Source organism: Polaribacter sp. BM10, from assembly GCF_002005425.1.
GTDB classification, from domain to species: Bacteria; Bacteroidota; Bacteroidia; order Flavobacteriales; family Flavobacteriaceae; genus Polaribacter; species Polaribacter marinaquae.
Window position 1 is genome coordinate 1,504,975 of the sequence record NZ_CP019704.1, and the last position, 20,430, is coordinate 1,525,404.

Genomic DNA, 20,430 nt, shown 5'->3' on the forward strand with positions numbered 1-20,430 from the left:
AACAACCTTCCTTTCCTATAAATTAGGATTATTGAAATTACGATTGCTGTTATTAATTATCATATTAACTATTGATATTGACAAATATATGTAGAAATTATGTTACAAAACCTTCTTTTTTATCATTTTATCTAGCCTTTATGGTATCCGTAAAATATTTAAGATTAATTACATAATTTATAAAATACATCTTGTATTTTATAGATTCATTTAATTATTAGGTATTAATTAATATCAAAATTCACCATAAAACCACATAAAATAATTAAGTTTATTACAATTATGACGAAATCTTAAAAAACCTAAATCTTAAAATATAAGTTTTAAGCGACTTTTATCTAAAAGGTTTTATAAAACTGATTTATAGAAACCAACAATCCCTTATAAAGTCATTTTTAAGCGATTTAAGACACTTTTAAGAAATCAACAAATGTTGATAATTTTCATACCAAATCGCTAAAAACTATTGAAAATTAGACTGAAAATTGTAAATTTGAGTTTACTGAAATTCGTATTTGTAATTGCGATTTTCATCAAAAATTAAAATTAACAATTCACTTTATATATAATGAGCGAAGAAAAAAAACATAATTATTCTGCCGATAGTATTCAGGCATTAGAAGGTATGGAGCATGTAAGAATGCGTCCTTCTATGTATATCGGTGATGTGGGCGTACGTGGTTTACACCATTTGGTATACGAAGTTGTAGATAACTCTATTGATGAAGCAATGGGAGGGCATTGTGACACTATACATGTTACAATCAACGAAGACAATTCTATTACAACAAAAGATAATGGTCGTGGTATTCCTGTAGGAATTCACAAAAAAGAAGGCGTTTCTGCATTACAAGTTGTAATGACAAAAATTGGTGCTGGTGGTAAATTCGATAAAGATTCTTATAAAGTTTCTGGTGGATTGCATGGTGTTGGTGTAAGTTGTGTAAACGCATTATCAGACCATTTAACAGCTACTGTTCACAAAGAAGGTAAAATTTGGCAACAAGAATACGAAAGAGGTAAAGCTTTATATCCTGTAAAAACAATTGGCGAAACAGACTTTACTGGTACCATTGTAACTTTTTTACCAGACAAGTCAATTTTTCAGCAATCTACAGAATACAACTACGAAACTTTAGCTACACGTTTACGTGAACTAGCGTATCTTAATAAAGGAATTACAATTACTTTAACAGATAAAAGAAATACAGATGATGAAGGTAACGTTGTTTCTGAAACTTTTCGTTCTGATGAAGGTTTACCAGAATTTATAAAGTATTTAGATTCTACAAGAGAGCAACTAACAGCTTCTGTAATTTCTATGGAAGGTGAGAAAAACGGAATTCCGGTTGAAGTTGCTATGGTTTACAACACTTCTTACGCAGAAAATCTACATTCTTATGTAAATAATATCAATACGCATGAAGGTGGAACACATTTATCTGGTTTTAGACGTGGTTTAACAAGTACGCTTAAAAAATATGCAGATGAATCTGGTTTATTAAAAAATGTAAAGTTTGAAATTGCTGGAGACGATTTTAGAGAAGGATTAACCGCAATTGTTTCTGTTAAAGTTGCAGAACCTCAATTTGAAGGACAGACTAAAACTAAGTTAGGTAACAGAGAAGTTACTTCTGCAGTTTCTCAAGCGGTTTCAGAAATGCTTACCGATTATTTAGAGGAAAACCCTAACGATGCTAAAACAATTGTACAAAAAGTAATTTTAGCAGCAACCGCAAGACATGCAGCACGTAAAGCCAGAGAAATGGTGCAACGTAAAACTGTAATGAGTATTGGTGGTTTACCTGGTAAATTATCTGACTGTTCTGAAACTGATCCTGCTCAATGTGAAATATTTTTAGTTGAGGGAGATTCTGCAGGTGGAACAGCAAAGCAAGGTAGAGACAGAAACTTTCAAGCAATTTTACCACTTCGTGGAAAAATCTTGAACGTTGAAAAAGCAATGCAACATAAAGTTTTTGAAAATGAAGAAATCAAAAATATGTTTACTGCTTTAGGTGTTTCTATTGGTACAGAAGAAGATCCTAGAGCATTAAACTTATCTAAAGTTAGATATCATAAAGTAGTTATTATGTGTGATGCCGATGTAGATGGATCGCATATTGCAACTTTAATTTTAACATTCTTCTTTAGATATATGAGAGAAATGGTAGAGCAAGGATATATTTATATTGCAACACCACCACTATATTTAGTTAAAAAAGGTCAAAAAAGAGAATACGCTTGGGATGATAATCAACGTGATTTGATTGCTCAGAAATTAGGTGGCGGTGTAAACATCCAAAGATATAAGGGTCTTGGAGAGATGAATGCAGAACAATTATGGGATACAACAATGAATCCAGAATTTAGAACTTTACGTAAAGTTGTAATTGATAGTCCTACAGAAGCAGATAGAGTTTTCTCTATGTTAATGGGAGACGAAGTACCACCACGTAGAGATTTTATTGAACGTAATGCGAAATATGCTAAAATTGATGTTTAAAAAGCATTCTATTTAAAAGTAAAAGTCTCAACTATTTGTTGAGGCTTTTTTTGTACCTATCTTTAGGTATTTTCCCCTTTTTTGTAGCAAAACGGTTAATATTTTAGCCGTCTATTAACATAATTTTATATATTCGCTTAAGTTTCCCCGTAAATTATAGAAACATAACTAAAACATAACTAAACATGAAAAAATCTATTTTAATTTTCTTAGGAGCCATTGCATTGGCCTCTAACACCAATGCTCAAGACGGTTTTGAAGGCTACTTATTAGCAAGTGATCAAGATCGTGGTAAATTAATAAATGCTTATATAAATCCTGCAATGAAAGGATTAATACATAGTATGAATAATGGTTGGTATCACACAGCAAAGGTTCATAGCCCTTTCGGATTCGACCTTTCTATTGGTTTGAATGCCTCTTTAGCTCCAGAGGAAGATGAAATGTTTACCTTATCTGGTTTAAACTCTATAAATACTGGTTCTATATCTGCTGCAACTGTTGCTGGTTCAGAATACTTTACTCCATTAACAGCTGTTAGTTTTCAAGACCCAAATAATCCTGCAATAACTTATACAACAAGTTTTGAAGCACCAGGCGGTGTAAAAGAAAGCTTACCTCTTAATGCTGTTCCTGCACCTGCAGTGCAATTAAACTTAGGTTTACCTGCTAAATTTGAAGTTAGTTTAAGATTGGTTCCTAAAGTTGGTTCTGACAATGTAAAAGGAGATTTATTTGGTATTGGATTAAAAAAAGAAATCACAAACTGGTTTGGTCCTTTAGACAAAACACCTTTACATGTTTCTATTTTAGCCGCATATACAACTATGAATGTTGATTATAACATTGAAGACAGTAACGTAGTAGATGTAACTGATGGAATTGCTCAATTTAAATTAAACTCATACAATGTAGAAGCCATAGCTTCATTAAACTTCCCTTTTATTAATTTATATGGTGGTTTTGGTTACGGTTCTGGTAGCTCTACGTTAAAAATGTTAGGAGACTATGAATTATCTTACGGAGGACAAACAAGAACTATTACAGATCCTATAGATTCTGAATTTAACGCTAGCGGATTTAGAACAACACTTGGTACAAGATTAAGCTTAGGGTTCTTTAAAATATTTGGTAGTTATACACTACAAGAATATAACACTGCTAATTTAGGAATTGCAATTAGCATTAGATAATTTTTATTTAAATATTCAACAAAAAAAGACATCTCGTTAAGATGTCTTTTTTGGTTTAAAATAGTTAAAAATTCGCCTAAAAAATTGTATTTTAGCGGGATATATTTTAAACAAATAAAAAACATATAAATATGAAAGTTACAGTTGTTGGTGCAGGTGCAGTAGGTGCTAGTTGTGCAGAATACATTGCTATTAAAAATTTTGCTTCTGAAGTTGTTATTTTAGACATTAAAGAAGGTTTTGCAGAAGGTAAAGCAATGGATTTAATGCAAACAGCTTCTTTAAATGGTTTTGATACTAAAATTACTGGAAGCACAAATGATTATACTAAAACTGCAAATTCTGATGTTTGTGTAATTACTTCTGGTATTCCTAGAAAACCAGGGATGACTCGTGAAGAATTAATTGGTATTAATGCCGGAATTGTAAAAATGGTTTCTGCTAGTTTAATAGAGCATTCTCCAAACACAATTATCATTGTAGTTTCGAATCCTATGGATACTATGACGTATTTAGTTCATAAAACAACAGGATTACCTAAAAATAGAATTATTGGAATGGGTGGTGCATTAGACTCTGCTCGTTTTAAATATAGATTAGCAGAAGCTTTAGGTGCTCCTATTTCTGATGTTGACGGAATGGTAATTGGTGGGCACTCAGATAAAGGAATGGTTCCTTTAACTAGATTAGCTACTAGAAACTCTGTTCCTGTTTCAGAATTTATTTCAGAAGAAAGATTAGAACAAGTAAAACAAGATACTAAAGTTGGTGGTGCAACATTAACTGGTTTATTAGGAACTTCTGCTTGGTATGCTCCTGGTGCTGCAGTTTCTGGTATGGTACAAGCAATTGCTTGTGATACTAAAAAAATCTTTCCATGTTCTACTTTATTAGAAGGAGAATTTGGTTTAAACGATTTATGTATCGGAGTTCCTGTTGTTTTAGGTAAAAACGGAATTGAAAGCATTGTAGAAATCAACTTAAGCGAAGCAGAAAAATCTCATTTAGAAGAATCTGCTGCGGGTGTTTCTAAAACAAACGGTTTATTAGAATTATAAGAAACTCTTATTTAAATTATAATTAAAAAGTCTAGCTTTAAAAAGCTAGACTTTTTTTATTACTATAATTTAAAACTTTTAAATTATGACAATCCAGAAATAACTCCGTTTTTATCGATAAACATATTTTCTGATGCAGGTTTAGAAGGCAACCCAGGCATTCTCATCATTTTACCAAGAATAGGAATAACAAATTGTGCACCGGCTGCTATCTCAATTTCACGAACTGTAATTACAAAGTTTTTAGGCCTACCTATTAATTTATCATTATCAGAAAATGATTTTTGTGTTTTCGCCATACAAACAGCAAAATCATTAAAACCTAATCTATCAATTCTTTTTAGATTTAATAGCGCTTTGTTATCGTAAACAACCTTATCTGCACCATAAATTTCTTTAGCAATTATTTCTATTTTATCTTTTACAGGAGATTGCCAATTATACAAAGGTTTGTATTGTGTTGCTTTTGTTTCTACTACTTCTACAACAGCTTTTGCTAAATCGCTTGTACCTTCTCCTCCGTTTGCCCATCCTTTAGAAAGGACCGCTTTTACACCTAAATTAGCACAACTTTCAATTAAAAAATTAACTTCTTCTTCAGAATCAGAAATAAAAGAATTTATTGCAACTACAGGTTCTATATTAAACTTTCTAATATTTTCTATATGCTTCTCTAAATTAGCAAAACCTTTTTTTACTTTTGCCAAATCTGCAGTATCATAAGCATCTTTTAATGCGCCACCGTGATGACGTAAAGCTCTAATTGTAGCTACTAAAACTACACATTTAGGATTTAAATCTGCAAACTGAGATTTAATATTTAGAAATTTTTCTGCACCTAAATCTGCACCAAAACCAGCTTCTGTAACAACATAATTAGACAAAGAAAGTCCCATTTTAGTTGCAATAATGGTGTTAGTACCTTGTGCAATATTTGCAAATGGTCCGCCATGAATAATTGCAGGGTTTTCTTCTAAAGTTTGTACCAAATTTGGTTTAATAGCATCTTTTAATAAAATTGCCATCGCATTTTCGGCTTTCAAATCTCTTGCAAATACAGGCTTTTTATCAAAAGTAAAACCAATAAAAATGTTACCCAATCGTTCTTTTAAATTTTCTAAATCAGAAGCCATACAAAGAATTGCCATAACTTCTGATGCCGGAGTAATATTAAAGCCATCTTGTCTAGGTATTCCGTTTGCTGTTCCGCCCAAACCAATAGTTACCTCTCTAAGAGCTCTATCATTCATATCTATAACACGTTTCCAAAGAATAGTTCTAGGATCTATGTTTAAGTTATTTGTTTTACTTTGAATGTTATTATCAATCAAAGCAGATAGTAAATTATTGGCTTTTTCGATTGCATTAAAATCTCCTGTAAAATGCAGATTGATGTCTTCCATTGGCACAACTTGAGAATATCCACCGCCAGCTGCACCTCCTTTAATTCCGAAAACAGGCCCTAAAGAAGGTTCTCTCAAAACCACTGTCGCTTGTTTCCCAATCTTATTTAATCCTTCAGTTAATCCTATGGAAACTGTTGTTTTACCTTCTCCGGCAGGAGTTGGAGTTAATGCAGTTACCAGAACCAAATTATTTTCTTTCACCTTGGTTTCATCTATTAAATGTAATGGCAATTTAGCTTTGTATTTACCATACATTTCTAAATCGTCTTCTTTCACATTTATTTTTACTGCAATTTCTTTTATATGCAACAACTTTTTTGCTTGAGCAATTGCAATATCTGTTTGGTGTTTCATTTTTATATAATCTGAATATTATTTTATCAATTTTGAAAAATAAATATAGTTAAATTTCATATTCTATAAAACGATAATCAGAATCGAAACAAACTTTAACATATAAATAATTTTCACTCTAACAAACTCATTTAAATAAGATTATATATTTAGAAAGTAAAACAACATTTTTTTATATATTTGGCGCATGCAAGCAAAATGGTACTTTAGTACTTTCTTTTTAATATTTATATACTTTGGCACATTCCAAGAGCAAGTTTCTTTACCAAACCAAGAAATTGTTCTAGAATTTGTTGATGCAAATATTAATGAAAAAGATATTGAAAAATCTATTGCAGAAGTTAAAGAAAAACTACTAAAAGTTGGGATTACAAATATTGTAATTCATAAATCTGAAACGAACACATTAAAAATCTCTTATTTTAGTAAGATTGATATTAAAAACATAAGAGAAATTCTTTCTAAAGAGAATAAATTACTTTTAAACACAAATTCTCCTTACAAGAACTCAACAAATTATAATTTTGATGTTTACGAACTAAATGATGCAACACAATTATCTAATGTAGATAAGAAGTTTGTATTCGAAATTAAATACAATTCAGATCGTTTTACTACTGTTAACTATAGTGCTTTAATTAAAAACTTAGAAAGTAGTACAGCAGATCAATTGTATAAAACTGCTTACAAAGTAAATAAGAACAATCCTTTTACAAAAGATAAAGCTTCTTGTAAAGAACCAGAAGTTAGGGCTGGCCCCAAATCTTATCTAGATTAACAAAAGTATTTTTAAACACTTTTTAAGAATACACTTCAATTTTATGAGAACCATACTCATACGCTAAAAAAACATACAAAAAAATTAATTGTCTGATAATTCGAGAAACTATATATTTGCTCGTTTTTAACAGAAAAAAGCAGACAATAAAATAAAAAACATGCAAAACAAAGGACTTATTAAAGTATTCGCTATCCTTTTCGGAATAGTGAGTTTATATCAACTATCATTTACATTTTTAGCCAATAAGGTAGAAAATGATGCAAAAGTATATGCAGAAGAAAAAGTAACTGATAATGATGCTAGATTAAAAGCAACAACTGAAAAAAAATATTTAGACAGTGTTGTGAATAAAAACATTGTAGATTTAGGTATTGCAGAATACACTTACAACGATGTAAGAGACAAAGAAATGAATCTTGGTCTTGATTTAAAAGGTGGTATTAATGCAATCTTACAAGTTTCTGTAAAAGAAGTTTTAAAGAATTTATCTAACGATTCTAAAAACGAAGCTTTTAACAAGGCTTTAGAAATTGCAGACGAAAAGCAAAAAAGTAGTAACTCTAACTATTTAGATTTATTTTTCGAAGAATTCGAATTACTTGCTGGAGATACTAAATTAAGCGATCCATCAATTTTTGGTACAAAAGCCTTAAGTGATAAAATCTCTTTTAACGAAAACAATATTTCTGTTAGAGAAACTTTACAAAAAGAAATAAACAGCTCTATTGGTACTGCTTTTGAAGTATTAAGAAGTAGAATTGATAAATTTGGAGTTTCTTCTCCAAACATTCAAAGAATTGGTAACTCTGGTAGAATTCAAATTGAATTACCTGGTGCTAAAGACATCGAACGTGTAACTTCTTTAATTACAAGTAAAGCAGAATTACAGTTTTGGGAAGTTTACACAAATGCAGAAGTTTTACAATATTTATCTGTAGCAAACTCTAAGTCTATCGAATTATTAAAAGATACATCTGTAACAGAAAAAGTAAAAGACACTACTAAAAAAGATGATATTGATGATTTATTAGGAGAATCTATCGATTCTACACAAGTAAATCAAAAAATGCTTTTCTCTTACTTAAGCCCAATGCAAGCACAAATAAGCTCTACAATTGGTTATGCTAAGGTAATTGATACTGCAAAAGTAAATGATTTATTAAAGAGAAAAGAAATTAGAGATTTATTACCAAACGAGTTACGTTATGTAAAATTCTTATGGGATTATAAATCTTTTTCTACAGAAAGAAATGCAACTTCAGATGATGAATTTGAAGCTGATGAATTTATTGCTTTATACGCTATAAAATCTAACAGAAATGATGTTGCACCTTTAGAAGGTGATGTAATTTTAGATGCGTCTCAAGTATACAGCCAATTGAACAAGCCAGAAGTAAGCATGACAATGAATAGTGGTGCAACAAAAGCTTGGGCAAAATTAACAACAGATTTAGCTGCACAACCAAACAAATTTATTGCTGTAGTATTAGATGATAACGTTTATACGGCACCAACAGTAAACAATGCAATTACAGGTGGTAGCACTTCTATTTCTGGTGGAAGCATGACTGTTGCAGAGGCAGAAGATATTGCTACAGTATTAAAGGCAGGTAAATTACCAGCTGCTGCAAGAATTATCCAAGCAGAAGTTGTTGGGCCTTCTTTAGGTCAAGAATCTATAAACGCTTCTATCAACTCATTTGGTTTAGCTATTTTATTAGTTTTAATCTGGATGGTTTTATACTATGGTAAAGCTGGTTTATATGCAGATATTGCATTAGCAGTAAACATTTTATTTATCTTCGGTATTTTAGCATCATTTAATGCTGTATTAACTTTACCTGGTATTGCTGGTATTATCTTAACAATAGGTATGTCTGTAGATGCCAACGTAATTATATTCGAAAGAATTAAAGAAAGTTTATCTAAAAAGAAAGGTTTAAAGCAATCTGTAGAAGAAGGATTCTCTGTAAAAGGAGCATTATCTGCAATTATTGATGCAAACATTACTACATTATTAACAGGTATTATTTTATATGTTTTTGGTACAGGACCAATTAAAGGTTTTGCATTAACATTAATGATTGGTATTGCAACATCTTTATTTACTGCAGTATTTATTACACGTTTATTAATTGACGGTGCTGTAAATAAAAATTCTAAATTAACATTTAACACTTCTATCTCTAAAGGATGGTTCCAAAATATTAATGTAGAGTTCTTAAAGAAACGTAAAATTGCTTATGTAATTTCTGGTGCAATTATTATTGGAGGTTTAATCTCTATTTTTTCTATCGGATTAAAGCAAGGTGTAGATTTTAAAGGTGGTAGATCTTATGTTGTTCGTTTTGATCAAGATATGAATGCTACAGAAGTTGCAGAAACTTTAAAAGGAGCATTTGGTACTGCACCAGAAGTAAAAACTTATGGTACGCCAAATCAATTAAAAATTACAACAGTTTATAAAATAGAAGACGAAGGACAAGAAGTAGACGAAGAAGTACAAAGTACTTTATTTACAGGTTTACAATCTTATTTAGGTGATACTTCTTACGAAAACTTTAAACCTGGTTTCGAAAAAGAAAGTGCTGGTGTAATGAGTTATATTAAAGTAGAACCAACTATTGCAGATGATATTAAAACATCAGCATTATATGCAGTATTCGGTTCTTTATTAGTAGTATTCTTATACATTTTATTACGTTTTAGAAAGGTATCTTTCTCTATTGGTGCTGTAATTGCAGTTTTCCATGATGTATTAATCGTATTAGGTGTATTCTCTATTACTTATAGCTTTATGCCTTTTGATATGGAAATTGGTCAATCGTTTATTGCGGCAATATTAACCGTTGTTGGTTATTCGCTAAATGATACCGTGGTAATATTCGATAGAATTAGAGAATTTGCAGGTATCCATTCTAACTGGAAATACAGCGAAGTTGTAGACAAAGCATTAAGTTCTACTTTAGGAAGAACAATCAACACTTCTTTAACAACATTATTAGTAATGTTAGCAATCTTCTTATTTGGTGGAGATTCTATTAAAGGATTTATGTTTGCCTTAATTGTAGGTGTAGCAGTTGGTACATATTCATCTTTATTTGTGGCAACACCAATAATGTTTGATACTTCAAAAAAAGAAGAAAAGAACAAATAGTTCTAACTTAACTTAACAAAAACCGTTTTCTTGTGCTTAAACATAAGAAAACGGTTTTTTCATTTCATTAATAGCAGTTATATTTGCAAACTTATGAGTATTATAAAACTTCAAGACCTTTATTTTAAACCTTATATTAATAAGGATAAAATTTCGGCAATTGTAAAGTATTTAGCAACAGCTGTAAAAGCAGATTTACCAAAAGATGAAGTTCCTATTTTTGTAGGAATTTTAAACGGATGCTTTTTATTTGCAGCAGATTTTATTAGAGAATATCAAGGCGATTGTGAAGTTTCTTTTGTTAAGTTAGCTTCTTACAATGGCACAAGTAGTACAGATAATGTTAAACAGTTAGTTGGTATTAACGAAGATTTAACTGGCAGAACCGTTATCATCTTAGAAGACATTATAGATACAGGTACAACGCTTCAAGAAATTTATAATATCTTTAAAGATAAAAATGTAAAGCAACTAAAAGTAGCTACGTTATTTTTTAAACCAGATGTTTTTAGAAAAGAACTACCCATAGATTATATCGGTCAAAGTATCGAAGATAAATTTATTGTTGGTTATGGTTTAGATTATAATGGTTTAGGAAGAAATTACCCAGAAATATATCAATTATCAACAACACCACAAATGAAAAACATCGTATTATTTGGCCCTCCAGGAGCTGGAAAAGGAACACAAGCAGAGTATTTAAAGGAAATGTATAATTTAGTACACATTTCTACTGGAGACGTATTCCGTTTTAACATCAAAAACCAAACAGAACTTGGTATGTTGGCTAAAAAATATATGGATGATGGCAATTTAGTACCAGATGAGGTTACTATTAACATGCTAAAAGCAGAAGTAGAAAAAAATACAGATGCTAAAGGTTTTATTTTTGATGGTTTTCCAAGAACAGAATCTCAAGCAGAAGCTTTAGATGTATTTTTAGCGGAAAAAGGAGAACAAATAAATGGTATGGTTGCTTTAGAAGTGCCAGAAGACGTATTAGTTACTCGTTTATTAGAAAGAGGTAAAACAAGCGGAAGAACAGACGATACCGACGAAGGTAAAATTAGAAACCGCTTTAATGAATACAACACAAAAACTGCAATTCTTAAAGATTATTTTGAAGCTCAAAATAAATATTACGGAATTAATGGTGTTGGTTCTATAGAAGAAATAACACAAAGAATTTCTAAAGTATTTGATACTTTATAGATTTTTAAATTAAATGTAATTAAGCATTTAATTTTATATTTAATTAGAAAACATGACTGAAGGAAATTTTGTCGATTATATAAAGATTTACGCATCTTCTGGTAAAGGAGGTCAAGGTTCTGTGCATTTACACAGAGAAAAATTCATTACCAAAGGAGGACCTGATGGTGGTGATGGTGGCCGTGGAGGACACATAATTTTGCGTGGAGATAAAAACATGTGGACATTATTTCACTTAAAGTTTAAACGTCATTTTAGAGCAGAAGGTGGTGGCGCCGGAAGTGCAAGTAGAAGTACTGGTAAAGATGCAGAAGATATCTATATCGATGTACCTTTAGGTACAATTATTAGAGATGCAGATACGGATGAAATTCTACATGAAATTACAGAAGATCAAAAAGAAGTAATCTTATTACCTGGTGGTAAAGGCGGACTTGGAAACTGGAATTTTAAATCTTCTACAAACCAAACACCAAGATACGCTCAACCTGGTATCGATGGTCAAGATGGTTGGTTTAGAATCGAATTAAAGTTATTAGCAGATGTTGGTTTGGTTGGTTTTCCTAATGCGGGTAAATCTACTTTATTATCTGTTTTAACTGCTGCAAAACCTAAAATTGCAGATTATGCTTTTACAACACTAAAACCAAATTTAGGTATTGTAGAATATAGAAATCATCAATCTTTTGTAATTGCAGATATTCCTGGTATTATAGAAGGTGCTGCAGAAGGTAAAGGTTTAGGTCATCGTTTTTTACGTCATATCGAAAGAAACTCTGCGTTATTATTCTTAGTTCCTGCAGATAGTGATGATATTAATAAAGAATATGAAATTCTTTTAAACGAGCTTAAAAAACACAATCCAGAGTTATTAGATAAGGATAGATTGTTAGCTATTTCTAAAACAGATATGTTAGATGAAGAGTTACAAGCAGAAATTAAAGCCGAATTACCAAAAGGTGTAGAAGCTATCTTTATTTCTTCGGTTGCTCAAAAAGGTTTACAAGAATTAAAAGACAAACTTTGGAAAATGCTGAATTAAAAAAATCAGTTTTAAAACAAATTTAAAAAGCCATTTTAGAGAATCTATATTTTCTAAAATGGCTTTTTTATTCTTTTAATTCTATTAAAATTGGCAACCTATATTTTGTTGTTACGGGAATTCCTCTTTTAATAGCAGGATATATTTTAGGTATTTTATTTACAGAAAGTAGTATAATACTATCTAACTGTGGTAAACTGTTTTTAATTGCTTCGGATGATTCTATGTCTTTTAATAAAATAGTTCCTTTAGAATCGATTACTAAGTCCACAAAAACTATTTCTGAAACAGCCTTATCTACAGCAAACTCATGTTTTAGTAACTCCTCTCCTATTTTATTATGAATTGTATTTCTAAAACAATTCGATTTTTCTTCTTTAGCTATTAGAGAATCACAAACTTTAAAAGAAGGCGAAGTATCTACCGAAGAAAAATTAACAATTGTATCTAATGCCTGTGTTTGCTTTTTTGCACTAAAAGAAAAATTAGTACAAGAAGCAAATACTGCAATAAAAAGCATCAGAAAAACTGTTCGAAATACCATTATATAAAGTTAACGTAATTTAAATAAATAATAATTTTTATTCTACCATTATAGAAAACGGAAAACTATAAGCAACCTTAACGGTTTTACCTCTTTGAGTTGCTGGTGTCATTTTAGGTAAAGAAGTCGCAATTCTTATAGCTTCTTCCTTAATTTTAGGATGCGGCGCTCTTGCATCAATATTAATTACATTACCTTTTTCATCTACTTTAAAAAGTATAATAATCTTTTTTAAACCAACAGTTAATCCTAATTTACTTGGAAGATTTGCATCAAAATTTTTCAAAAAATGCCTTTTAACACCTAAGCTAAAGCAATTTTTAATTTCTTTTGAAGAACCTTTTTCACAACCAGGAAAAATTGGCGGCGTTTCTATGATAGTAAAAGATACTGGTTTTGATGATTTTTTAGTTAATTCTGTAAAAATATTACTTGTATCAACAGTTTTGCTTTTTGAAACATTTGTATCAGAAGTATTTAATGTTCCGCCTAAAGAATTTAAGTCTTCTTTCATTTTATCTAAAGAAGACTTCATCTTTTTATATTGATCAGAATTTTTATTAGATACATAAGAAAGGGATTTTTCTAAAGATAAGATAGCCTTTTTTAACCGTGCAATTTCTTGTTTTTTTAATGCTAGATTTTTTGCGTTATCTAAAGCATCTTGCTTTTCCTTTTTTTGTTTTAAAACTTTTAATTTATTTACCGATTTATTAGGAGAATCTTTAGCATCTAAGTTATTAGTATATGCCACAAGCATATCTTTATAGCTTTGTGAAGATTTGTTTTTATTCAACTTAAAAAAAGCTTTAAAATATTCTTCTGCTTTTATGTAATCTCCTAAATCATAAAAAAATTTAGAGCCAAAAATGGCTATTTTCTCTTGAGTAATTCCGTTATTTAATTCTTTATTTTTTTGTAAATATTTGGTTGTTTTTTCTAAATTTAACGCCTCAAAACTTTTAAGCGCTTTATTAAAATAAACTCTTGCCAAGTCTTTATTATCTTGTGCTTGTATAGAAAAAGAAAATATTAGTAATAATAATGTTAGTAGTAATCTCATTTTTTAGGAGTAATTGAAACAATGTTTTATTTGCATTGTAAAACTACTAAAATTTAATGAATTACTCTTCTAACTTCTCTCCTCTCATAAAGTAGTCTTTTTTTATTTCAGATAATCTTTTTTGTACATATTCGCTTTCTACTTTATCTAAATTTTTAAAAAGTTCATTATAGCTTTTATACTGTTTGTAAGCCATTTTTTTATCCTTATAAAGATCGTCTGTTATTTTAGCTACCTGAAATTTTGCATTGTGATTTTTACGGTTTTCTTCAAATGCTTTTTCATAAAAACGCAAAGCCATTTTAGGTCGTTTCATTTTATAATATGCAGATGCCAAACCATAATATTCTTCGTCTCGTTTTTCTTTACCAATAGTTGCTGCTCTTAAGTAATTAAACATTGCTTTAGAAAAATTTTCTTTTTTAATACCTATATGGCCTAAATAGGTAAAAGTCTTAAAATTAGTTGCATCTATTTCTGCTGCATTTTCAAATCTTACTTTTGCATTGTCAAAATCTTCTAAATTGTAATACACTTTACCTAACATTGTGTTTGTAAACAAATCCATAGGTTTTATACTATCTAGCTTTAACAAAATGGGTACAATCTCTTTATACTTTTTCTCTCTGTAAAATTGATTTACCTTCACCTTATTAATATTTATATGATTTGGTGCAACTGCTAATCCTTTATTAATAAACAAATAAGTAGAATCTTTTTCTCTTAACTTAAAAAAACTAAGAGCCAATTTTGAAATTGACTTTACATGTAAACTATCTTTATTATAAGTTTTGATAAAGCTATTTATCATACGATCTCTATCTTTTGTGTACGCATATGCTAAACCTAATTGATAAGAATAATGGGCATTTGTACTATCTTTTTCTATTAAATCTTTAAATAAAGAAATGGCTTTTTTGCTTTTTCTATACTGTAAATACAACTTACCCAACTGATATTCTAGAATTAAGTTTAAAGAATCTTTTGCCAGTAATTTCTCATAAATAGCAATTGATTGATTCGATTTACTTAATTTTTGATATGCTTTTGCCAATTTTAAACTCGCTTTTTTGTCTTCTTTAAAATCTAAAGCTTTTTCTAAATAATTCGCTGTTTCTTTATAATTATCGATAGATTCGTAAATAACAGCAGTTTTATAGTTTGACAAAAACGATTGGTCTTTTATTGCTTTTAGTTTTTTTAATGCTAAATGATATCTACCATTATCTGATAAACTATCTATCGCAGAAAAAGCCGAGGTTTGCGCCCCGACTTTTACTACCACAAATAGTAATACAATTAAAATTCTCTTTTTCATTTATTTTAAATTAGTTTACCAAAATAGTAAATGGTATGTTGTAACTAACCACAACTTTTCCGTCTTTATTTTCACCAGGAATCATTTTTGGCAAACTACTCATTACTCTTAAAACTTCCTCTTTGATTTCTGGATGTGGAGCTCTGGCTTGCAAATCTATAACCTCTCCATTTTTATCTATTTTAAAACCAACAAAAACTCTTTTTTTACCTGATGATAAGCCCAAATTATCTGGCAAGTTTGTATCAAAATTTTCAGAAAAGTGTTGTTGAATATTTTTATGAAGACAATTTTTATCTCCTTCTTCACACCCAGGGAAAGTCGGAGCCTTTTCTATTTTTAAAATATTTACAGAACTATCTTTAGAACTTCGCTTTTCAGTCTTTTTTGTTGTCCTATCCAATTTCATTAACATTGCACTAGCATTTCTTCCGTTTGGCATTTTATAAAGATGAAAACTAAATATTTCAGCAAACTCAGGACTATCTTTTACTCTTTCTTCAATTTTATTTTTCATTATTTCATATTCCTCTCTTTCATTATTAGATAAATCATTTATTGAAATTTTCTTTGCTCCTATTGGCGCTTCTCTTCCTATAAAATTATCTAAATATGTTTCTTTCTTTCCTTTTTCACTTACAAGAACCCCTTCTTGATTTCGATGTATTGTTTGTACTTCTTTTTTAGAAATTGAAATTTCCTTTAGTTCATTATCTGCACAAGAAGTATATAAAAGCATACTTGTTAATACAGGAATCAATACCAAATACTTTAACTGATTCATTTTTTTTGATTGTTTTTTCTTCATCATAATAATTCTTTTTTTTATTAATGTTTGTTTGTAAAATTGGTTGATAAATGCAATATCTTCAACCTGAAAAAAACTTGATAGCAATTTATTTATGTAATTTTCTTTGGGTTCATTTTTGATGGCAACTTCATCAGAAATATATTCGTGCACTAGCGTAATTCTTTTTTGGTAAATAAAAATCATCGGATTAAACCACATTATAATTTTTAAAAACTCAAACAATAATAAATCTAAAGAGTGCTTTTGAGTGCTATGTACTAACTCGTGCGCAATTATTTGTTCTTTTTGATTTTCTGGAATTTCTTCTCCTAAAAAAATATAATTAAAAAACGAAAATGCTTTTGATTGATTCGGGATTAAAACCAAAGTATACCCCACTTTTCTTACAAGTTTATAAGAATTTATAAGCTTGAATATCTGTATTAATTTTGATAAAAAAACCACTGTAAAAACAATAACACCAATGGCAAATATGATATCGATATAATTTATAGATTGATACCAAGTTGATTTCTGAATAACTGTTTCTGGAGAAATAACGACTTCTGGTAAGTACACAATATATTCTTGCGGAACCGCTTTTTGAAATGTTGGTATTTTAATTAATGGTAATAAAAAGGACAGTATTGGTGTACTTAACAAATACCATCTGTTTTTAGTGAAAAAGGTTTCTTTGCTTAAAAAGAAATCATAAATAGTTAAAAACAATATTTGAAATAAGATTACTTGAATTATATAATTAATCATAGCATTTAATTTTTTATTCTTTCTTATTAACTTCTTTTAAAATAGACTCTAACTCTTTAACATCCATTTTGTTTTCTTTTACAAAAAAAGACACCATACTTTTAAAAGACCCATTAAAATAACCATTCATTAATTTATGCAAACTCTGGTTGCTATAAGTTTCTTTATCTATTATTGGGTAATACATAAAACCTCTACCTAATGGTTTGTGCGCTACAAATTCTTTATTTTCTAAAATTCTTACTATTGTAGAAACAGTATTGTATGCTGGTTTAGGTTCTGGTAAAACAGCTATAATTTCTTTTACAGAGGCTTCATTTAAATCCCACAACACTTGCATTATTTGTTCTTCTGCTTTTGTTAATTGTTTGCTCATATTATAACTAAGTTTTTAGTTCAACAATACAAATATAACTAAAAAATTAGTTTAAACTAATTTTTTAGTTATAAATAAATGTAACAAACGTTTTATAACTTCGTCTTACAATAAAAGTACTTATGGATATTTTCTTACTAATTATAGGTTTCTTACTGGTTCTTTTAGGAATAGTAGGTTCATTTTTACCAATTTTACCTGGTCCTTTAACAGGTTGGTTGGGTTTGTTAATCTTACATTTTACATCTGTAATAGCAACTAATTGGACTTTCTTAGGAATTACATTGGCAATTGCAATTCTAATTTGGGTATTAGATTATATAATTCCGGCAATAGGAACCAAACGTTTTGGTGGCAGTAAAAATGGTGTTTATGGCACAACAATAGGTTTATTTATTGGTTTGTTTTTTATTCCGATTCCTTTTGGTTTGTTAATTGGTGCTTTTTTTGGCGCATTAATTGGCGAATTGATGTATAATAGTAAAGATACAAACAGAGCTTTAAAGGCTTCTTTCGGTTCGTTTATAGGAATTTTAGCTTCTGCAACTATAAAGTTTTCGGTATCTTTTGTTTTTGTAATTCTATTTCTGATGAAATTTTGGGAATACAAAGCTTCTTTTTTCTAATTCTAATTTTGATAAAAGATAGAAGTTTATAAAAAATTACGACATAAATTAGAGTTCTTTAAAAGCTTTCAAATGCACTTAGCCCTGATTGCAGCATTGTTTGAGCTCTTTTTTTATTATTTTTCTTAATAAAAAAAAGCGAGTGCGTAAAGCAGGAATAGCTTCAAAAAAAAAATGTTTAGTTTAGAGCAAAAAAAAAGCGTCCCATTTAAGGGAAGCTTTCCATTGGTTAACAAAACCACGACACTTTTTATAAAGTGCCAAACAACACAACTAAATGCTACTTCAACAAAAAGTAGCGGGCAAATATACAACGTTTTATGATATCTACAAGAAATATTTATTATTTTCTTGAAATCTACAATTGTTAAATTCTTGAAAGATTGTATCTTTGCAGTCTTTAAAAATTTATCATTAATATATAAGAAATGCAATTATCAGAACAAGAAGTTGTACGTAGAGAAAAGCTTACAAAATTAAGAGATTTGGGTATCAACCCTTATCCTGCAGAATTATTTCCGGTAGATACCAATTCGAAAGAGATTAAAGAGAACTTTGCGGAAGATAAACAGGTGGTTATTGCAGGTAGATTAATGGTAATTAATATACAAGGTAAAGCCTCTTTTGCACAGTTACAAGATGGTGAAGGTAGAATTCAGCTTTATTTTAATAGAGACGAAATTTGTACTGGCGAGGACAAATCTTTATACAATAATGTCTTTAAGAAATTATTAGATTTAGGAGATTTTGTAGGAATTACCGGAACACTTTTTACAACTAAAGTTGGTGAAAAAACCGTTATGGTTAAAGATTTTAAGTTATTATCTAAAGCTTTAAAGCCTTTACCAATGCCAAAAGTAAAAGACGGTGTTACTTATGATGCGTTTACAGATCCAGAGATGCGTTACAGACAACGTTATGCAGATTTAGTTGTAAACCCACATGTAAAAGAAGTTTTTATTAAAAGAACAAAATTGTTTAATGCAATGCGTTCTTTCTTTAATGATGCTGGTTATTTTGAAGTTGAAACGCCAGTTTTACAACCTATTCCTGGTGGTGCTGCGGCAAGACCATTTATTACACATCACAATTCTTTAGACATACCTTTATATATGAGAATTGCAAATGAGTTATATTTAAAAAGACTTATTGTTGGTGGTTTTGATGGTGTTTATGAGTTTTCTAAAAACTTTAGAAACGAAGGAATGGACAGAACACACAATCCTGAATTTACAGCTATGGAAATCTATGTTTCTTACAAAGATTACAACTGGATGATGGATTTCTGTGAGAAATTATTAGAACATTGTGCTATTGCGGTTAACGGTACTTCTGAAGCTACTTTTGGTGAACATAAAATTGATTTTAAAGCACCGTATGCTAGAGTTACAATGGCAGATTCTATTAAGCATTTTACTGGTTTCGATATTACAGGAAAAACAGAAGATGAAATTAGAGAAGCTGCTAAAGGCATGAATATTCCTGTTGATGAAACAATGGGTAAAGGGAAATTAATTGATGAAATTTTTGGTGAAAAATGTGAAGGAAACTACATTCAGCCAACATTTATTACAGATTATCCTAAAGAAATGTCGCCGCTTTGTAAAGAACATAGAGACAATCCTGAATTAACAGAGCGTTTCGAATTAATGGTTTGCGGTAAAGAAATTGCAAATGCATATTCAGAATTAAACGATCCGATTGATCAAAGAGAACGTTTCAAACATCAGCTTAAATTGGCTCAAAAAGGAGACGATGAAGCTACAGAATTTATAGATCACGATTTTTTACGTTCTTTAGAATATGGTATGCCTCCTACTTCTGGTATGGGAATTGGTATGGACAGGTTAATTATGTTTTTAACAAACAATCAATCTATACAAGAAGTACTTTTCTTTCCTCAAATGAGACCAGAGAAAAAAGCGCCTTCTATAGAGTTAAACGACGAAGAAAAAGCGGTTTTAGCTATGATTGAAAAAGCAGGAAAAATAGATTTAAACGATTTAAAAGCACAATCTGGTTTATCTAATAAAAAATGGGATAAAACAATTAAAGGCTTAACTAAAAAAGAAGTTGCAAAAGTTAGTAAAACAGACGAAGGTTTGTTTGTAGAAGCTTTGTAAAAGTTCTTTAAAGCAATATAAAACAAGGAATTACATTGCTGTAATTCCTTGTTTTTTTTTACCCAAAACTAGGTTGACTACTAATAAATTTTACTCTAAGTTTGTTACTATAA

General features: G+C 29.7%; 15 protein-coding genes. 9 read left to right on the forward strand and 6 right to left on the reverse strand.

What is annotated here, in order from left to right:
- Positions 1-568 precede the first annotated feature (568 nt).
- The 3 genes from gyrB to mdh all read left to right on the forward strand — a co-directional run bounded on the left by gyrB (position 569) and on the right by mdh (position 4,757).
- Entirely contained in the window at positions 569-2,506 is a 1,938-nt protein-coding gene (gyrB, locus tag BXQ17_RS06815) for a DNA topoisomerase (ATP-hydrolyzing) subunit B (protein ID WP_077809891.1), read from the forward strand.
- A 185-nt stretch (positions 2,507-2,691) separates the two neighbouring features.
- Positions 2,692-3,699 (forward strand): DUF6588 family protein, encoded by a 1,008-nt coding sequence (locus BXQ17_RS06820; RefSeq protein WP_077809892.1) that lies wholly within the window; start codon positions 2,692-2,694, stop codon positions 3,697-3,699.
- A 131-nt stretch (positions 3,700-3,830) separates the two neighbouring features.
- On the forward strand, positions 3,831-4,757 hold the full coding sequence (mdh, locus tag BXQ17_RS06825; protein ID WP_077809893.1) for a malate dehydrogenase: 927 nt from the start codon (positions 3,831-3,833) through the stop codon (positions 4,755-4,757).
- A gap of 83 nt (positions 4,758-4,840) precedes the next feature.
- Here the strand turns inward: mdh and BXQ17_RS06830 are convergent, their stop codons facing one another.
- Positions 4,841-6,517, reverse strand: a complete 1,677-nt coding sequence (locus tag BXQ17_RS06830) for a formate--tetrahydrofolate ligase (protein ID WP_077809894.1) — start codon at positions 6,515-6,517, stop codon at positions 4,841-4,843.
- Positions 6,518-6,704: 187 nt separating this feature from the next.
- Here BXQ17_RS06830 and BXQ17_RS06835 point away from each other — a divergent pair, with 187 nt between their 5' ends.
- The 4 genes from BXQ17_RS06835 (at position 6,705) to obgE (ending at position 12,709) form a co-directional block, all read left to right on the forward strand.
- A complete protein-coding gene (locus tag BXQ17_RS06835; protein WP_077809895.1) occupies positions 6,705-7,295 on the forward strand; it encodes a hypothetical protein in 591 nt (196 codons plus the stop codon).
- A 160-nt stretch (positions 7,296-7,455) separates the two neighbouring features.
- Positions 7,456-10,455, forward strand: coding sequence for a protein translocase subunit SecDF (gene secDF / locus BXQ17_RS06840; protein ID WP_077809896.1), 3,000 nt, complete (start codon positions 7,456-7,458; stop codon positions 10,453-10,455).
- A gap of 93 nt (positions 10,456-10,548) precedes the next feature.
- On the forward strand, positions 10,549-11,667 hold the full coding sequence (locus tag BXQ17_RS06845; protein ID WP_077809897.1) for an adenylate kinase: 1,119 nt from the start codon (positions 10,549-10,551) through the stop codon (positions 11,665-11,667).
- A 52-nt stretch (positions 11,668-11,719) separates the two neighbouring features.
- On the forward strand, positions 11,720-12,709 hold the full coding sequence (gene obgE, locus BXQ17_RS06850; RefSeq protein ID WP_077809898.1) for a GTPase ObgE: 990 nt from the start codon (positions 11,720-11,722) through the stop codon (positions 12,707-12,709).
- Between the two features lie 67 nt (positions 12,710-12,776).
- Here obgE and BXQ17_RS06855 read toward each other — a convergent pair whose 3' ends face one another.
- The 5 genes from BXQ17_RS06855 to BXQ17_RS06875 all read right to left on the reverse strand — a co-directional run bounded on the left by BXQ17_RS06855 (position 12,777) and on the right by BXQ17_RS06875 (position 17,568).
- Entirely contained in the window at positions 12,777-13,229 is a 453-nt protein-coding gene (locus tag BXQ17_RS06855) for a hypothetical protein (protein WP_149025874.1), read from the reverse strand.
- Between the two features lie 61 nt (positions 13,230-13,290).
- A complete protein-coding gene (locus BXQ17_RS06860; RefSeq protein ID WP_077809900.1) occupies positions 13,291-14,316 on the reverse strand; it encodes an energy transducer TonB in 1,026 nt (341 codons plus the stop codon).
- A 61-nt stretch (positions 14,317-14,377) separates the two neighbouring features.
- Positions 14,378-15,634, reverse strand: a complete 1,257-nt coding sequence (locus tag BXQ17_RS06865; RefSeq protein ID WP_077809901.1) for a tetratricopeptide repeat protein — start codon at positions 15,632-15,634, stop codon at positions 14,378-14,380.
- Between the two features lie 10 nt (positions 15,635-15,644).
- On the reverse strand, positions 15,645-17,192 hold the full coding sequence (locus BXQ17_RS06870) for a M56 family metallopeptidase (RefSeq protein ID WP_077809902.1): 1,548 nt from the start codon (positions 17,190-17,192) through the stop codon (positions 15,645-15,647).
- A 13-nt stretch (positions 17,193-17,205) separates the two neighbouring features.
- Entirely contained in the window at positions 17,206-17,568 is a 363-nt protein-coding gene (locus BXQ17_RS06875) for a BlaI/MecI/CopY family transcriptional regulator (RefSeq protein WP_077809903.1), read from the reverse strand.
- Positions 17,569-17,690: 122 nt separating this feature from the next.
- Here BXQ17_RS06875 and BXQ17_RS06880 point away from each other — a divergent pair, with 122 nt between their 5' ends.
- Both BXQ17_RS06880 and lysS read left to right on the forward strand, forming a co-directional pair.
- Complete coding sequence (locus BXQ17_RS06880) at positions 17,691-18,194, forward strand: DUF456 domain-containing protein (protein ID WP_077809904.1); 504 nt, start codon at positions 17,691-17,693, stop codon at positions 18,192-18,194.
- Positions 18,195-18,622: 428 nt separating this feature from the next.
- Positions 18,623-20,317, forward strand: coding sequence for a lysine--tRNA ligase (gene lysS, locus BXQ17_RS06885; protein ID WP_077809905.1), 1,695 nt, complete (start codon positions 18,623-18,625; stop codon positions 20,315-20,317).
- Positions 20,318-20,430 lie beyond the last annotated feature (113 nt).

Bases quoted from the DNA above. Each gene is read 5' to 3' on its own strand.
- gyrB (WP_077809891.1), top strand. From the start codon at position 569: ATGAGCGAAGAAAAAAAACATAATTATTCTGCCGATAGTATTCAGGCA.
- BXQ17_RS06820 (WP_077809892.1), top strand. From the start codon at position 2,692: ATGAAAAAATCTATTTTAATTTTCTTAGGAGCCATTGCATTGGCCTCT.
- mdh (WP_077809893.1), top strand. From the start codon at position 3,831: ATGAAAGTTACAGTTGTTGGTGCAGGTGCAGTAGGTGCTAGTTGTGCA.
- BXQ17_RS06830 (WP_077809894.1), bottom strand. From the start codon at position 6,517: ATGAAACACCAAACAGATATTGCAATTGCTCAAGCAAAAAAGTTGTTG.
- BXQ17_RS06835 (WP_077809895.1), top strand. From the start codon at position 6,705: ATGCAAGCAAAATGGTACTTTAGTACTTTCTTTTTAATATTTATATAC.
- secDF (WP_077809896.1), top strand. From the start codon at position 7,456: ATGCAAAACAAAGGACTTATTAAAGTATTCGCTATCCTTTTCGGAATA.
- BXQ17_RS06845 (WP_077809897.1), top strand. From the start codon at position 10,549: ATGAGTATTATAAAACTTCAAGACCTTTATTTTAAACCTTATATTAAT.
- obgE (WP_077809898.1), top strand. From the start codon at position 11,720: ATGACTGAAGGAAATTTTGTCGATTATATAAAGATTTACGCATCTTCT.
- BXQ17_RS06855 (WP_149025874.1), bottom strand. From the start codon at position 13,229: ATGCTTTTTATTGCAGTATTTGCTTCTTGTACTAATTTTTCTTTTAGT.
- BXQ17_RS06860 (WP_077809900.1), bottom strand. From the start codon at position 14,316: ATGAGATTACTACTAACATTATTATTACTAATATTTTCTTTTTCTATA.
- BXQ17_RS06865 (WP_077809901.1), bottom strand. From the start codon at position 15,634: ATGAAAAAGAGAATTTTAATTGTATTACTATTTGTGGTAGTAAAAGTC.
- BXQ17_RS06870 (WP_077809902.1), bottom strand. From the start codon at position 17,192: ATGATTAATTATATAATTCAAGTAATCTTATTTCAAATATTGTTTTTA.
- BXQ17_RS06875 (WP_077809903.1), bottom strand. From the start codon at position 17,568: ATGAGCAAACAATTAACAAAAGCAGAAGAACAAATAATGCAAGTGTTG.
- BXQ17_RS06880 (WP_077809904.1), top strand. From the start codon at position 17,691: ATGGATATTTTCTTACTAATTATAGGTTTCTTACTGGTTCTTTTAGGA.
- lysS (WP_077809905.1), top strand. From the start codon at position 18,623: ATGCAATTATCAGAACAAGAAGTTGTACGTAGAGAAAAGCTTACAAAA.